13 protein-coding genes are annotated in these 14,179 nt (G+C 69.6%); 4 read left to right on the top strand and 9 right to left on the bottom strand.

Annotated features, from left to right (window positions below; genetic code table 11):
* Nucleotides 1-54 precede the first annotated feature (54 nt).
* From ACIQU4_RS16615 to ACIQU4_RS16600, 4 genes are all read right to left on the bottom strand, one after another.
* Nucleotides 55-492 carry a Fur family transcriptional regulator gene (locus ACIQU4_RS16615; RefSeq protein WP_385583050.1) on the bottom strand — a complete coding sequence of 146 codons (438 nt, stop codon included), beginning with the start codon at nt 490-492 and terminating at the stop codon, nt 55-57.
* 61 nt (nt 493-553) lie between these two features.
* The gene (locus ACIQU4_RS16610) at nt 554-1,420 is read right to left on the bottom strand and encodes a metal ABC transporter permease (protein WP_403730533.1); all 867 of its coding nucleotides are present in this window, start codon (nt 1,418-1,420) and stop codon (nt 554-556) included.
* Nucleotides 1,420-2,211 (bottom strand): metal ABC transporter ATP-binding protein, encoded by a 792-nt coding sequence (locus ACIQU4_RS16605; RefSeq protein WP_403730530.1) that lies wholly within the window; start codon nt 2,209-2,211, stop codon nt 1,420-1,422. Before ACIQU4_RS16605 ends, ACIQU4_RS16610 begins: the two co-directional genes overlap by 1 nt.
* A 23-nt stretch (nt 2,212-2,234) precedes the next feature.
* The gene (locus ACIQU4_RS16600) at nt 2,235-3,197 is read right to left on the bottom strand and encodes a metal ABC transporter substrate-binding protein (protein WP_403730527.1); all 963 of its coding nucleotides are present in this window, start codon (nt 3,195-3,197) and stop codon (nt 2,235-2,237) included.
* A 155-nt stretch (nt 3,198-3,352) separates the two neighbouring features.
* On the opposite strand from ACIQU4_RS16600, the gene ACIQU4_RS16595 reads away from it, so the two are divergent.
* Nucleotides 3,353-4,735 (top strand): glycine--tRNA ligase, encoded by a 1,383-nt coding sequence (locus ACIQU4_RS16595; RefSeq protein WP_403730525.1) that lies wholly within the window; start codon nt 3,353-3,355, stop codon nt 4,733-4,735.
* An 82-nt stretch (nt 4,736-4,817) separates the two neighbouring features.
* Here the strand turns inward: ACIQU4_RS16595 and ACIQU4_RS16590 are convergent, their stop codons facing one another.
* The 4 genes from ACIQU4_RS16590 to ACIQU4_RS16575 form a co-directional block, all read right to left on the bottom strand.
* A complete protein-coding gene (locus ACIQU4_RS16590; protein WP_403730522.1) occupies nt 4,818-5,525 on the bottom strand; it encodes a VC0807 family protein in 708 nt (235 codons plus the stop codon).
* A 135-nt stretch (nt 5,526-5,660) separates the two neighbouring features.
* Nucleotides 5,661-6,254: a TetR family transcriptional regulator gene (locus ACIQU4_RS16585; RefSeq protein WP_403730520.1), complete on the bottom strand. Its 594-nt coding sequence runs from the start codon at nt 6,252-6,254 to the stop codon at nt 5,661-5,663.
* 21 nt (nt 6,255-6,275) lie between these two features.
* Nucleotides 6,276-7,304, bottom strand: a complete 1,029-nt coding sequence (locus ACIQU4_RS16580) for an aldo/keto reductase (RefSeq protein ID WP_403730518.1) — start codon at nt 7,302-7,304, stop codon at nt 6,276-6,278.
* 56 nt (nt 7,305-7,360) lie between these two features.
* Nucleotides 7,361-7,705 carry a DoxX family protein gene (locus ACIQU4_RS16575; RefSeq protein WP_403730516.1) on the bottom strand — a complete coding sequence of 115 codons (345 nt, stop codon included), beginning with the start codon at nt 7,703-7,705 and terminating at the stop codon, nt 7,361-7,363.
* A 91-nt stretch (nt 7,706-7,796) separates the two neighbouring features.
* Here ACIQU4_RS16575 and ACIQU4_RS16570 point away from each other — a divergent pair, with 91 nt between their 5' ends.
* Complete coding sequence (locus ACIQU4_RS16570; RefSeq protein WP_403730514.1) at nt 7,797-8,252, top strand: MarR family winged helix-turn-helix transcriptional regulator; 456 nt, start codon at nt 7,797-7,799, stop codon at nt 8,250-8,252.
* A 46-nt stretch (nt 8,253-8,298) separates the two neighbouring features.
* Here the strand turns inward: ACIQU4_RS16570 and ACIQU4_RS16565 are convergent, their stop codons facing one another.
* Nucleotides 8,299-9,750, bottom strand: coding sequence for an MFS transporter (locus ACIQU4_RS16565; RefSeq protein WP_403730512.1), 1,452 nt, complete (start codon nt 9,748-9,750; stop codon nt 8,299-8,301).
* 64 nt (nt 9,751-9,814) lie between these two features.
* On the opposite strand from ACIQU4_RS16565, the gene dusB reads away from it, so the two are divergent.
* Together dusB and ppdK are read left to right on the top strand one after the other, a co-directional pair.
* On the top strand, nt 9,815-10,957 hold the full coding sequence (gene dusB / locus ACIQU4_RS16560) for a tRNA dihydrouridine synthase DusB (RefSeq protein ID WP_030162758.1): 1,143 nt from the start codon (nt 9,815-9,817) through the stop codon (nt 10,955-10,957).
* A 376-nt stretch (nt 10,958-11,333) separates the two neighbouring features.
* Nucleotides 11,334-14,042, top strand: coding sequence for a pyruvate, phosphate dikinase (ppdK, locus tag ACIQU4_RS16555; RefSeq protein ID WP_403730509.1), 2,709 nt, complete (start codon nt 11,334-11,336; stop codon nt 14,040-14,042).
* Nucleotides 14,043-14,179: the final 137 nt, after the last annotated feature.

Here is a 14,179-nt window from a genome sequence, read left to right as displayed (position 1 = left end):
GGCGGTGCTGATCACCGCCGGGTTCGTCATGTGTGTCCTGGGACCGGGCCGCGTCTAGGCGGAGGCGGCAGCGGCCGCGCAGTCGGCGCAGGTGCCGAAGATCTCCACCGTGTGGGCGACGTTCACGTAGCCGTGTTCGGCGGCGATGGACTCCGCCCACTTCTCCACCGCCGGGCCCTCCACCTCGACCGCCTTGCCGCACTTGCGGCAGACCAGGTGATGGTGGTGATCCCCGGTGGAACAGCGCCGGTAGACCGACTCCCCGTCGCTGGTGCGCAGCACGTCGACCTCGCCGGCGTCGGCGAGCGACTGGAGGGTGCGGTACACGGTGGTCAGGCCCACCGAGTCACCGCGGTGCTTGAGCATGTCGTGCAGTTCCTGGGCGCTGCGGAACTCGTCCACCTCGTCCAGCGCCGCGGCGACGGCTGCCCGCTGCCGGGTGGATCGTCCTCGTACTGGCGCGGTATTCATCTCGCCAGGCGCAGTCGCCACCGGTTCCTCCTCGTATCGGCCTCGGCCCATTGTGCCAGGCGGCCGTACCTCCCCGACCTTCCTATACCTTCACATCATCGCGCGTGCAGACCTCTTCGGCGGCGCGGGCCGCGTTCGCGCGGCGCCGGGCCAGCGGCGTGGACAGTGCGGTCATGACCATGAAGACGCCGATCGCGAGCAGCACGATGGTGCCGCCGGAGGGGGCGTCGATGTAGTACGTGAGGGTCGTACCGGAGAGCGAGACCAGCACGCCGATCACCATGGCCACCGACAGGGTGGCGGTGAACCCGCGGGTGACGCGCTGCGCCGCCGCGACCGGGATCACCATCATGGCGCTGACCAGCAGCAGGCCGACGATCCGCATGGCCACGGTGACGGTGACGGCGGCGGTGACCGCGATCAGCAGGTTCAGGAAGCGCACCGGCAGGCCGGTGACCCGGGCGAACTCCTCGTCCTGGCAGACGGCGAACAGCTGGCGGCGCAACCCGAGGGTGACGGCGATGACGAAGGCCGCGAGGATCACGACCGCGGTGACGTCCTCGGCGGAGACCGTGGTGATCGAGCCGAAGAGGTAGCTGGTCAGATTGGCCGTCGAGCCGCCCGGAGCCAGGTTGATGATCATCACACCGCCGGCGAGGCCGCCGTAGAAGAGCATGGCGAGTGCGATGTCGCCGCTGGTCTTGCCGCGGGAGCGGATCAGCTCCATGCCGACCGCGCCGATGACCGCGACCAGGGTGGCCGTCCACACCGGGCTCGCGTTGAACAGGAAGCCGAGCGCGACACCGGTCATGGCCACGTGCCCGATGCCGTCGCCCATGACGGCCTGGCGGCGCTGCACCAGATACGTGCCGATGGCCGGGGCGGTGACGCCGACCAGGACGGCCGCGAGCAGGGCCCGCTGCATGAAGGCGTAGTCGAGGAGGTCCATCAGCTCAGCAGTCCCGTCCGGAGCGGCTCGGCGTCGTGCGCCGCGTGGGGGTGTACGTGGTCGTGGCCGGGCAGGGCGTGCTGCCCCACTGCCTCCGGGGGCGGGCCGTCGTGGACGACGCAGCCGTCGCGCAGGACGACGGCGCGGTCGATCAGCGGCTCCAGCGGGCCCAGCTCGTGCAGGACGAGCAGGACGGTCGAGCCGGCGGCCACCTGCTCGCGCAGGGCGTTCGCGAGGACCTCCTGGTTGGCGAGGTCCACACCGGCCATCGGCTCGTCCATGATCAGGAGTTCGGGCTCCACGGCGAGCGCCCGCGCGATGAGCACGCGCTGGTGCTGGCCGCCGGAGAGCGCGTTGACGGAGGCGTCGGCGTACTGGCTCATGTCGACGAGGGCCAGGGCCCGCTCGACGGCCGCCTTGTCGGCCTTGCGGAGGATGCCGAAGCGGGAGCGGGCGAGCCGGCCGGAGGAGACCACCTCGCGGACGGTGGCCGGGACGCCGCTGGCGGCGGTGGTGCGCTGCGGGACGTACCCGATGCGCGACCAGGCGCGGAAGCGCTTGAAGTCCGTGCCGAACAGCGCCAGCTCCCCGTCGGACAGCGGGACCTGCCCGACGACCGCGCGCACGGCCGTGGACTTGCCGGAGCCGTTGGCGCCGAGCAGGGCGACGACCTCGCCGCGCCGGACGGTGAGGTCGACCCCGCGCAGCACGGGGCGCGAGCCGAGCGAGGCCGTGGCCCCGCGCAGGGATATGACGGGCTGGTCCGCTGCCTCCGCGGGCTGGGACTCCATGGCACGCGCCTCCGTTACTGCCATTACTTGCTACCGAGCGCCTTCTGCAGGTTCTTCAGGTTGGACCGCATGACCTCGAAGTAGTCAGCGCCCTGGGACTTGTCGGTGATTCCCTCGAGCGGATCGAGGACGTCGGTCTTCAGGCTCGTGTCGGTGGCGAGCGTCTTGGCCGTCTTGTCGCTGGCCAGGGTCTCGAAGAACACGGTCGAGACATTGTCCTTCTTCGCGACGGCCTGGAGCTCCTTCATCCGGGCCGGGCTCGGCTCGGACTCGGGGTCGACGCCGGAGATGCCCTCCTGGTCGAGGCCGTAGCGCTCGGCGAGGTAGCCGAAGGCGGAGTGCGTGGTGATGAAGGTCTTGGACGCGGTGTTCTTCAGGCCGTCCTTGAACTCCGTGTCGAGCGCGGTCAGCTTGCCGAGCAGCTCGTCGGTGTTCTTGCGGTAGTCCGCCGCGTGGTCCGGGTCGGCCTTCTCCAGGGCCGCGCCGACGCCCTTGGCGACCTCGGCGTACTTCACCGGGTCCAGCCAGACGTGCGGGTCCTCGCCGGCCTCGCCGTGGGCATGATCGTGGCCTTCTTCGCCTTCGGCGGCGTGGTCGTGGCCGGAGGAGCCGTGGACCTCCAGCTTGGTGAGCTCGGCGGCGTCGACGACGTGCTTCACGCCGGACTGGGCGACGGCCTTGTCGACGGCGGGCTGCAGGCCCTTGAGGTAGAGGACGATGTCGGATTCGCCCAGCTGCCCGGTCTGCTTCGGGGTGATCTCCAGGTCGTGCGGTTCGACGCCCGGCTTGGTCAGGGTGGCGACCTTCACGTGGTCCTTGCCGATCTGTTCGGCGAGGAACTGCATCGGGTAGAACGACGACATGACGTCGAGCTTGCCGTCCTTGCCGCCTCCGGCGGAGCCTGCGGAGCAGGCGGTGAGGGCCGTGGCGCCGAGGGCTACGGCTCCGGCGAGGGCGGCGGCGGGTATGAGGCGTCGTACGTTCATGACATCCATTTTCATCAAAGATGGAAACGATTGTCAAAAACCCAGGTGAGGGGCCCGGGTGAGGCGCCGGGAACGGGTAACCGATTTGAAAGGGGGGGTGTGGGCGCCGGTAACCTGAAGCCTTCGCCGTTCGTCCTCGTAATGAAGAGAGCACCGTGGCCGCCGACAAGATCGAAACCATCGTCAGCCTGAGCAAGCGCCGTGGCTTCGTTTTCCCGTGCAGTGACATCTACGGCGGCTCCAGGGCTGCCTGGGACTACGGTCCGCTGGGTGTCGAGCTCAAGGAGAACATCAAGCGCCAGTGGTGGAAGGCCATGGTCACCGGGCGCGAGGACATCGTCGGCCTCGACTCTTCCGTGATCCTGGCCCCCGAGGTCTGGGTGGCCTCCGGTCACGTCGCGACCTTCTCGGACCCGCTGACCGAGTGCACCTCCTGTCACAAGCGCCACCGTGCGGACCACCTGGAAGAGGCGTACGAGGCCAAGCACGGCCGTCCGCCCGAGAACGGCCTCGCCGACATCAACTGCCCGCACTGCGGTGTGAAGGGCCAGTTCACCGAGCCCAAGCAGTTCTCCGGCATGCTGGAGACCCACCTCGGCCCGACCCAGGACACCGGCTCGAAGGCGTACCTGCGCCCCGAGACCGCCCAGGGCATCTTCACCAACTTCGCCCACGTGCAGACCACCTCGCGCAAGAAGCCCCCGTTCGGCATCGCGCAGATGGGCAAGTCCTTCCGCAACGAGATCACTCCGGGCAACTTCATCTTCCGCACGCGCGAGTTCGAGCAGATGGAGATGGAGTTCTTCGTCAAGCCGGGCGAGGACGAGCAGTGGCAGGAGTACTGGATGCAGGAGCGGTGGAACTGGTACCGCGGCCTCGGCATCCGCGAGGAGAACATCCGCTGGTACGACCACCCGAAGGAGAAGCTGTCCCACTACTCGAAGCGCACCGCCGACATCGAGTACCGCTTCAACTTCGGCGGCAGCGAGTTCTCCGAGCTGGAGGGCGTCGCCAACCGCACCGACTTCGACCTGAAGGCGCACTCCGCGGCCTCCGGCCAGGACCTCACCTACTTCGACCAGGAGGCCGGTGAGCGCTACACCCCGTACGTCATCGAGCCGGCGGCCGGTGTGAACCGCGCCATGCTCGCCTTCATGCTCGACGCGTACATCGAGGACGAGGCCCCGAACGCCAAGGGCGTCATGGAGAAGCGCACCGTGATGCGCTTCGACCCGCGCCTGGCCCCGATCAAGGTCGCCGTCCTGCCGCTGTCCCGCAACCCGCAGCTGTCGCCGAAGGCCAAGGGCCTCGCCGCCGACCTGCGCAAGAACTGGAACATCGAGTTCGACGACGCGGGCGCCATCGGCCGCCGCTACCGCCGCCAGGACGAGATCGGCACGCCGTTCTGCGTCACCGTCGACTTCGACACCCTGGACGACAACGCGGTGACCGTGCGCGAGCGCGACACCATGAAGCAGGAGCGCGTCTCCCTGGACCAGATCCAGAGCTACCTCGGCAGCCGCCTGCTCGGCTGCTAGGACCTTGCCCCGACCGGGGTGAAACGGCCGGTGGCCCGGTGCGCGTCACGCGCACCGGGCCACCGTCGTTTTCCGACTCCGCTCAGGCGCCCTGGACCTGGGCCTCGGCCGCGGCGGCGCGCCGCTCACCCTCGGCCTTCGAGCGCTTGCCGTAGAGCGTGGTCCACACGGCCAGCAGGCCGAGCACCCCGTAGATCATGATCGGGCTGATCACCACCATGGTGTCGGTGGGCAGCGTGTACGCCAGGACGACCCGGACCGCCGCCTCGGCGAGGTAGGCCACGCCCCACACCGCGGTCATCACGGTCATCGTGCGGCGGAAGCCGTCGAACTGCCAGAGGCCGTTCCACCAGGCGGTGCTCTCGGGGGTGCCGTCGGTGGCGAACTTGCGGCCGAAGTAGAACATCAGCGGCCGCGGCGCGAGCAGGGTGGCGAGGCAGAGCAGCCCGAACAGCCCGGTCACACCCGAGTCCTTGATCAGCAGTGCGCGGGCCGAGTGCGCGCCGACGAGCGAGACGACGGCCGTGATCACCAGGAACACCAGGGTGACGACGGCGAATTCGTCGAGCTTGCGGCGCCAGGCCAGGCTGATCACGCTGTCGAGCACCGGCCAGGCGCTGCTGACCAGCAGCGCGCCGAACTCGCTCCAGCCGTGGTCGTGCAGCTGGTTGTACGTGAGGATCGGCGCGACCACGTTGAGGCCGATGGTCAGGATCCAGCCGAGCGCGGCGGCGCCGCCGGAACGGGCCGGAGGCCCGGGCTGTACTGCCTGAGTCGTTTGAGCGGACAAGATTCCCCCTGGAACGTGCCTGATGAAGTGCGGTAGGGGGACCGTATGGAGTTTGACGGGGTACGGACAAGTCAGCCACGCCCAAAATGATCATCAAGTCGTGCGGAGCGGCTCGTTCCGGACGTTCTCGACGGGTCAGGCGCGCAGGCCCCTGATCACCAGCGCGGTGACCGCCTCGAACTCCGTGATGATCGTGGGCTTGAGCCATTCCGCCGCGTACTGCGGATCGTGGAAACGGCCGGTGGCGTCGAACACCGCACGGGCGGCGGCCGGCACATCGGACGCACTGAGCGAGCCCGCCTCGACGCCCTCGGCGATGATCCGGCCCAGCTGGTCGATCAGCTGCGTCAGGTGGTGGTCCACCACGCCGCTGTTCTCGGCGAGCAGCACCGTGTACGTCGCGAACAGCTCCGGGTCGTCACCCGCCTTGTGGCGCTTGGCCTCGAAGAGCGCCTCCAGCCAGGCCTCCAACTTGGAGGGCGCGGTGCCCGTGGAGGCCGAGGCGATCTCCTCCAGCCGCACCACGCTCTTGGCGAGCCAGCGGTCCGTGACGGCCTCGCGCAGCGCCGCCTTCGACGGGAAGTGCCGGTACACGCTGCCGTGGCTGACGCCCAGGGCGCGGGCCACGTCCACCACGGTCGCCTTGGTGGGGCCGTAGCGGCGCAGCACCTCCTCGGTGGTCGCGAGGATGCGCTCGGGTGTCAGGGGCTCGCCGGCAGCGGGGGGCATGAGTACGACCGTACCGCCCGCTCAGTGCTCGCTGTCGAGGTGGGCCATCTGCGCTTCCGGGTACCGCTCGCCGGCCGCGGCTCCCGCCGGGACCGCCTCCTCGATGGCCGCCAGGTCCGCGGCGCTCAGTTCCACGGCCATGGCACCCAGTGCCTCGGCCAGTCTGTCCCGGCGGCGGGCGCCCACCAGCGGCACGATGTCCTCGCCGCGCGAGAGCACCCAGGCGATGGCGGTCTGGGCGACGCTGACCCCCTTGTCCTCCGCGACCTTGCGCAGGGCGTCGACCAGGTCGAGGTTGCGCTGCAGGTTCTCGCCCTGGAAGCGGGGGCTCATCCCGCGGAAGTCGCCCGGCGCCAGCTCCCGGTCGCGGCTGAAGTGCCCGCTGATCAGGCCGCGGCTCAGCACCCCGTACGCCGTGACCCCGATGCCCAGCTCGCGGGCGGTCGGCAGGATCTCCGCCTCGATGCCGCGGGAGATGAGCGAGTACTCGATCTGGAGGTCCGCGATCGGCGCCACCGCCGCGGCCCGGCGCAGGGTGTCCGCGCCGACCTCGGAGAGGCCGATGTGCCGTACGTGCCCGGCCTCGACGGCCTCGGCGATGGCGCCGACGGTCTCCTCGATCGGGACGGACGGGTCGACGCGGGCGATCCGGTAGATGTCGATGTGGTCCCGGCCCAGGCGCTGGAGCGAGTAGGCGAGGAAGTTCTTGACGGCCTCGGGACGGCCGTCGTAGCCGGCGAAACCGCCCTCGACGGTGCGCAGGGCGCCGAACTTCACGCTGATCAGCGCCTGCTCGCGGGCTGCGGCCGGCGCGGTGCGCAGCGCTTCGCCGATGAGCATCTCGTTGTGCCCCATGCCGTAGAAGTCGCCGGTGTCGAGCAGCGCGCCCGTGCCGTCGGGGACGGCGTCCAGATAGGCGTGGATGGTCGCGATGGACTCGGTGCGGTCGGCCTCCCCGTACAGGGCGGACATGCCCATGCAGCCCAGCCCCAGCGGGAAGACGGAGGGGCCGGTCGAGCCGAGGGTGCGGATGTTCTCGTTCGCGGTCATGGAACAACCATGGCATGACGGGTGACAGATTTCAATATCTGTCACCCGTCCGGGCGCTACGCCGCCACCCGCAGGGCCAGCGCCACCGCCGCGACCAGGGCGAGGATGGCCGCCGGGGCCAGTTCGAAGTCCTTGACGCGCAGATGGCTGATGACCGCGCCGATGAAGTAGAGCGTCACTCCGACCGCGGCGGCCACGCCCAGAGGGGTCACCCACAGGCCCGCGACCAGGCCCACCGCGCCGGCCGCCTTCAGGGCGGCCAGCCGGGGCAGCCAGGCGTCCGGGACCTCGACCTTCCGCATGCTCGCCATGACCGCCTCGTTCCGCTGGAGCGTGAACGTGGCCGACGCGGCCAGGACGAGTGCGAGCAGGCCGGCGACGATGGCGTACGCAATGAACATGATGAGCTCCAATGATCGGGGGTTTCAAATCATTGAAACTCATCAACGATCGAAACTCCGCAACCATTCCCTGATTGTTACGATGTCCGATATGACGGCAGCTCAGGAATCCCCGCACCCCCCGCAGCGGCTGGGCCTGCTGCTGGCCTGGCACGGCTCGATCACCGAGACCCTCATGAAGAAGGCGCTCAGCGCGGCCGGGCTCGCCCCGCGGCACGCGATGACGTTGATGCACCTGGAGGACGGCCCCATCGGCCAGCGGGTGCTCGCCGAGCGGCTGGAGGTGGATCCGAGCGTGCTGGTCGGCATCCTCAACGACCTGGAGGGCGAGGGCCTGGCCGTCCGCCGCCGGGATCCGGCCGACCGCCGCCGCCACAACGTGGCCATCACCGAGGCGGGATCAACCGCCCTCGCCAAGACGAACGCGGCGCTCGACGAGGTCGAGGTCTCGCTGTTCTCCGCGTTCTCGCAGCAGGATCAGGACGCGCTGCGCGGACTGCTGGGCCGGATCGACTCGAACCCCGAACACTTCAACTGCGGCGAGTAGAGGACGACACCTCCCCGGACGTCCGCCGCCGGACCCACCCGGGCTCTCAGCCGCGCGGCGGAGCCGCGGCCCGCGAAGGCCCTGCCGCCGCCCGCTCCAGCGTGCGGGCCGTCCGCGCCGCCGTCCCCATGGCCCACCGGCCGCTGGTCGCGGCCCCCACCACGAGCGCGACCAGTCCGCAGCCCGTGATGATCCACCAGGCCGGCCGCGTCGCCTCGATGAAACCGGCGCCGCCCGCCGTCCCCGACGCCAGGACCGCGCCGATCACGGCCACGCCCAGCGTGCCGCCGGTCTGCCTGCTGGTCGAGGCCACCGCGGCAGCCACCCCCGCCTGGGCCCGGGGCATCCCGGAGACCGCCGTGTTGGTGATGGGCGCGTTCACCATGCCGAAGCCCAGCCCGAACAGCACGTACGCGGTGAACAGCAGCGGCGTCGAGGTCTCCGCCGAGAAGGCGGCGAACAGCACCCCGCTCGCCGCCATCGCCGTCCCGGCGATCAGCAGCGACGGCCGCGGCCCCCGACTGCCGACGAGACGGCCCGACAGCGGGGCGCAGAGGAAGGTCATCAGCGCCATCGGCAGCATGTAGAGCCCGGCGTCGAGCGCGCTGAGCCCGCGTACGTCCTGCAGGTACAGGGTGTTCAGGAACAGGAACCCCGACAGCGCGGCGAAGGCGCTGACCGCGATCACCGTGGCGCCGCTGAACGGAGCGCTCCGGAAGAACCGCGGGTCGATCAGCGGCTCCGCCCGCCGCGGCTCGTAGAGCAGCAGTCCCGTCAGCGAGGCCACGGCCAGCGCCGCGCAGCCGAGGATGACGGGAGCGTTCCACCCCGCGCTCGGGGCCTCGATGATCCCGTACGTCATGGAGCCCAGCAGGGCCATGACCAGCAGCTGTCCCACCGGGTCGGGGCGGCGCGGGCGCGCGGCCCGCGACTCGGGGACGAACCGCAGGGTCAGCGCCAGGGCCAGCAGCCCGACCGGAAGGTTGATCCAGAAAATGGACCGCCAGCCGACGGATTCCACCAGCAGCCCGCCGATCAGCGGGCCCACGGCCATGGAGATGCCGACCACCGCGCCCCAGGCGCCGATGGCGCGGGCCCGCTCCCGCGGATCCGTGAAGGTGTTGGTGATGATCGACATGGCGACCGGGTTGAGCATCGAGCCGCCCACGGCCTGGACCATCCGGAAGACGATCAGCCACTCCAGCGTCGGCGCCAGCGAACAGAGCAGCGAGCCCGCCGTGAAGACCACGAGGCCCGCCTTGAAGACCTTGCGGCGTCCGATCCGGTCCGCCGTGGAGCCCGCCAGCATCAGCAGCGAGGCCAGGACCAGCGTGTACGCGTCGAGCGTCCACTGCATCCCGGAGACCGAGGCGTGCAGCTCACGGCGCATCGAGGGGAGTGCGACGTTCAGGACGGTCACGTCGAGGCTGACGATGAGCAGGCTCATGCAGCAGATCGCCAGGACCAGCATCCTCCGTCGGCGGCTCAACTCCGGCATGGTTCCGATAGTACGCCTAACTAAAGAGATGCGTGCTCCGGTTCGGCTGGGCGACAATGGGGGGATGACCACGCTCCCCCCGCCGCTCGCGATCGGCCCGCACACCGTGCAGCCCCCCGTGGTGCTCGCCCCCATGGCCGGCATCACCAATGCCCCGTTCCGTACCCTCTGCCGGGAGTTCAGCGGCGGCAAGGGGCTGTTCGTGAGCGAGATGATCACGACCCGCGCCCTGGTCGAGCGCAACGAGAAGACCATGCAGCTGATCCACTTCGACGAGACCGAGAAGCCCCGCTCGATCCAGCTGTACGGAGTCGACCCGGCGACGGTCGGCAAGGCGGTCCGCATGATCGTCGAAGAGGACCGCGCCGACCACATCGACCTCAACTTCGGCTGCCCGGTACCCAAGGTGACCCGCAAGGGCGGCGGCTCCGCCCTCCCGTACAAGCGGAACCTGCTGCGCGCGATCCTGCGCGAGGCGGTCGCGGGCGCCGGCGACCTGCCGGTCACCATGAAGATGCGCAAGGGCATCAACGACGACCACCTCACCTACCTGGACGCCGGCCGCATCGCCGTCGAGGAGGGCGTCACCGCCATCGCCCTGCACGGGCGCACCACCGCCCAGCACTACGGCGGCACCGCCGACTGGGACGCCATCGCCCGGCTCAAGGAGCACGTGCCGGAGATCCCCGTGCTCGGCAACGGCGACATCTGGTGCGCCGAGGACGCGCTGCGCATGGTCCGCGAGACCGGCTGCGACGGCGTGGTCGTGGGGCGCGGCTGCCTCGGCCGGCCGTGGCTGTTCAACGACCTGGTCGCGGCCTTCGAGGGGCGCCCCGAGGACTTCCACAAGCCCACGCTGCGCGAGGTCGCGGCCACCATGCACCGGCACGCCCAGCTGCTGGGCGAGTGGATCGGTGACGAGGCGCGCGGGGTGATCGACTTCCGTAAGCACGTGGCCTGGTACCTCAAGGGCTTCTCGGTGGGTTCCGAGATGCGGAAGAAGCTGGCCGTCACCTCGTCGCTGGCCGAGTTGAACGCTCATCTGAGCGAGCTCGACCTGGACCAGCCGTGGCCCGAGAGCGCGGACGGCCCGCGCGGCCGGACGTCCGGAAACAACCGGGTTGTCCTCCCGGATGGCTGGCTGAAGGATCCGTACGACTGCGCGGGCGTGAGCGAGGATGCCGAACTGGACACGTCCGGGGGCTGAGAATCAGCTGACAAACTGTGCCGTCAGCGGCGTGACATACGCCACGCATGGGTGGGGTTGCGCTCACATGAGCGCGAAAATCACGGGTATGACTTCCAAAGGGTGGCACTGGGTGCCACCCTTTGTTCGTTCAAGAGTTGAACGCAAATGTATCGATGATCGCTCATCCGAGCGGGAACAAGCCTCAGGGAGCCCTTCCGTCTTCGGGAGGTGAACACTCTTCGTATGTTCTGGCTACTCATTGGTTACTTTCGATCTGGTGGCGCACGAGTGGTTACAGCCACATGACGGCCAAGTGGACGTACCCAGAAGCCTTCGATCTGGGTATGTTCCTGGCCGTCAGGGCAGCCACCGAGTCCTCGAGGAGTCGAGACCCGTGTCGGAAAACAAAGATCAGAAGTTCGTCTACGACTTCACCGAGGGAAACCGCGACCTCAAGGACCTTCTCGGCGGCAAGGGGGCCAACCTCGCCGAGATGACCAACCTGGGTCTGCCGGTCCCTCCCGGCTTCACCATCACCACCGAGGCCTGCAAGGTCTACCTCGCCAGCGGTGAGGCTCCGGCCGCGCTGCGCGACGAGGTCAGCGCCCACCTGGCCGCCCTCGAGGCGAAGATGGGCAAGAAGCTCGGCCAGTCGGACGACCCGCTCCTGGTCTCCGTGCGCTCCGGTGCCAAGTTCTCCATGCCGGGCATGATGGACACGGTCCTCAACATCGGCCTCTCCGACGAGTCCGTGGCCGGCCTCGCCGCCCAGGCCGGCAACGAGCGCTTCGCGTGGGACTCGTACCGCCGTCTGATCCAGATGTTCGGCAAGACCGTCCTGGACGTGGACGGAGAGCTCTTCGAGGAAGCCCTCGACGAGGCCAAGGCCGCCAAGAAGGTCGCCGTCGACACCGACCTCGACGCCGCCGACCTGAAGAAGCTGGTCACCCGCTTCAAGAAGATCGTCGCCAAGCAGGCCGGCCGCGAGTTCCCGCAGGACGCCCGCGAGCAGCTGGACCTCGCCGTCGAGGCGGTCTTCAACTCCTGGAACACCGAGCGCGCCAAGCTCTACCGCCGCCAGGAGCGCATCCCGAGCGACCTGGGCACCGCGGTCAACATCTGCTCCATGGTCTTCGGCAACCTCGGCCCCGACTCCGGCACCGGCGTCGCCTTCACCCGCGACCCGGCCAGCGGCCACGCGGGCGTGTACGGCGACTACCTGCAGAACGCCCAGGGCGAGGACGTCGTCGCGGGCATCCGCAACACCGTCCCGCTGGCGGACCTGGAGACCATCGACAAGGCCTCCTACGACCAGCTCATGACGATCATGACGACGCTGGAGACCCACTACAAGGATCTCTGCGACATCGAGTTCACCATCGAGCGCGGCCAGCTGTGGATGCTGCAGACCCGCGTCGGCAAGCGCACCGCCGGCGCCGCCTTCCGCATCGCCACCCAGCTCGTGGACCAGGGCCTGATCGACGAGGCCGAGGCGCTCCAGCGTGTCAACGGCGCCCAGCTGGCGCAGCTGATGTTCCCGCGCTTCGACGACGACGCCAAGACGGAGCTGCTCGGCCGCGGCATCGCCGCCTCCCCGGGCGCGGCCGTCGGCAAGGCCGTCTTCGACTCGTACACGGCCGTCAAGTGGTCGCGCTCCGGCGAGAAGGTCATCCTGATCCGCCGCGAGACCAACCCGGACGACCTGGACGGCATGATCGCCGCCGAGGGCATCCTGACCTCGCGCGGAGGCAAGACCTCGCACGCCGCCGTCGTGGCCCGCGGCATGGGCAAGACCTGCGTCTGCGGCGCCGAGGACCTCGAAGTCGACACCAAGCGCCGCCGTATGACGGTCGGCGGCAAGGTGATCGAGGAGGGTGACGTCGTCTCCATCGACGGCTCGACCGGCAAGGTCTACCTCGGTGAGGTACCCGTCGTACCGTCCCCGGTCGTCGAGTACTTCGAGGGCCGCATGCACGCCGGCGCCGACGACGCCGACGAGCTGGTCCAGGCCGTCCACCGGATCATGGCCTACGCGGACCGCGTCCGCCGGCTGCGGGTGCGCGCCAACGCCGACAACGCCGAGGACGCGCTGCGCGCCCGCCGCTTCGGTGCCCAGGGCATCGGCCTGTGCCGCACCGAGCACATGTTCCTCGGCGAGCGCCGCGAGCTGGTCGAGCACCTGATCCTCGCGGACACCGACAAGGAGCGCGAGGAGGCACTGAGTGCCCTCCTGCCGCTCCAGAAGAAGGACTTCGTCGAGCTGTTCGAGGCCATGGACGGACTGCCCGTCACCGTCCGCCTCCTCGACCCGCCGCTGCACGAGTTCCTGCCCGACATCACCGAGCTGTCGGTGCGCGTCGCCCTCGCCGAGGCCCGCAAGGACGCCAACGAGAACGACCTGCGCCTGCTCCAGGCCGTGCACAAGCTGCACGAGCAGAACCCGATGCTGGGTCTGCGCGGTGTCCGCCTCGGCCTGGTCATCCCCGGTCTGTTCGCCATGCAGGTCCGGGCGATCGCCGAGGCCGCGGCCGAGCGCAAGAACGCCAAGGGCGACCCGCGCGCCGAGATCATGGTCCCGCTCGTGGGCACCGTCCAGGAACTGGAGATCGTCCGCGACGAGGCCGACGCGGTCATCGCCGAGGTCGAGGCCGCCACGGGCACCAGCCTCAAGCTGACCGTCGGCACGATGATCGAGCTGCCCCGCGCCGCCCTCACGGCCGGGCAGATCGCCGAGGCCGCGCAGTTCTTCTCCTTCGGTACGAACGACCTGACCCAGACGGTGTGGGGCTTCTCCCGCGACGACGTCGAGGCCAGCTTCTTCACCGCGTACCTGGAGAAGGGCATCTTCGGGGTCTCGCCGTTCGAGACCATCGACAAGGACGGCGTCGGCGCGCTGGTCCGCAGCGCGGTCCAGGCCGGCCGGGCGACCCGCCCCGACCTGAAGCTCGGCGTCTGCGGCGAGCACGGCGGCGACCCCGAGTCCGTCCACTTCTTCCACGAGGTGGGTCTCGACTACGTCTCCTGCTCGCCGTTCCGGATTCCGGTGGCGCGCCTGGAGGCCGGCCGTGCCGCCGCCGAGGCGAAGGGCAGCGACAGCCGCTGAGTCCCGCCAGGCCTGACACGGCCCGCTGACTGCGCGTCCGCCCCCGGGTTCCCTGACCCCCGAGGGCGGACGCGCCTCTTTTTTGTTGTTCAACAAATCCTTACGCCAGCAGGCGGTGGACGGATCCCCACCCGTCC

It is taken from the genome of Streptomyces sp. NPDC090741, assembly GCF_044769045.1.
In the GTDB taxonomy this organism is placed as follows: Bacteria; Actinomycetota; Actinomycetes; order Streptomycetales; family Streptomycetaceae; genus Streptomyces.
The sequence above is the reverse complement of the archived record's forward strand: the minus strand, read 5'-3'. Positions and strand labels throughout refer to the sequence as shown.

Bases quoted from the DNA above. Each gene is read 5' to 3' on its own strand.
- ACIQU4_RS16610 (WP_403730533.1), bottom strand. From the start codon at position 1,420: ATGGACCTCCTCGACTACGCCTTCATGCAGCGGGCCCTGCTCGCGGCC.
- ACIQU4_RS16605 (WP_403730530.1), bottom strand. From the start codon at position 2,211: ATGGAGTCCCAGCCCGCGGAGGCAGCGGACCAGCCCGTCATATCCCTG.
- ACIQU4_RS16600 (WP_403730527.1), bottom strand. From the start codon at position 3,197: ATGAACGTACGACGCCTCATACCCGCCGCCGCCCTCGCCGGAGCCGTA.
- ACIQU4_RS16585 (WP_403730520.1), bottom strand. From the start codon at position 6,254: ATGCCCCCCGCTGCCGGCGAGCCCCTGACACCCGAGCGCATCCTCGCG.
- ACIQU4_RS16580 (WP_403730518.1), bottom strand. From the start codon at position 7,304: ATGACCGCGAACGAGAACATCCGCACCCTCGGCTCGACCGGCCCCTCC.
- ACIQU4_RS16575 (WP_403730516.1), bottom strand. From the start codon at position 7,705: ATGTTCATTGCGTACGCCATCGTCGCCGGCCTGCTCGCACTCGTCCTG.
- ACIQU4_RS16570 (WP_403730514.1), top strand. From the start codon at position 7,797: ATGACGGCAGCTCAGGAATCCCCGCACCCCCCGCAGCGGCTGGGCCTG.
- ACIQU4_RS16565 (WP_403730512.1), bottom strand. From the start codon at position 9,750: ATGCCGGAGTTGAGCCGCCGACGGAGGATGCTGGTCCTGGCGATCTGC.
- dusB (WP_030162758.1), top strand. From the start codon at position 9,815: ATGACCACGCTCCCCCCGCCGCTCGCGATCGGCCCGCACACCGTGCAG.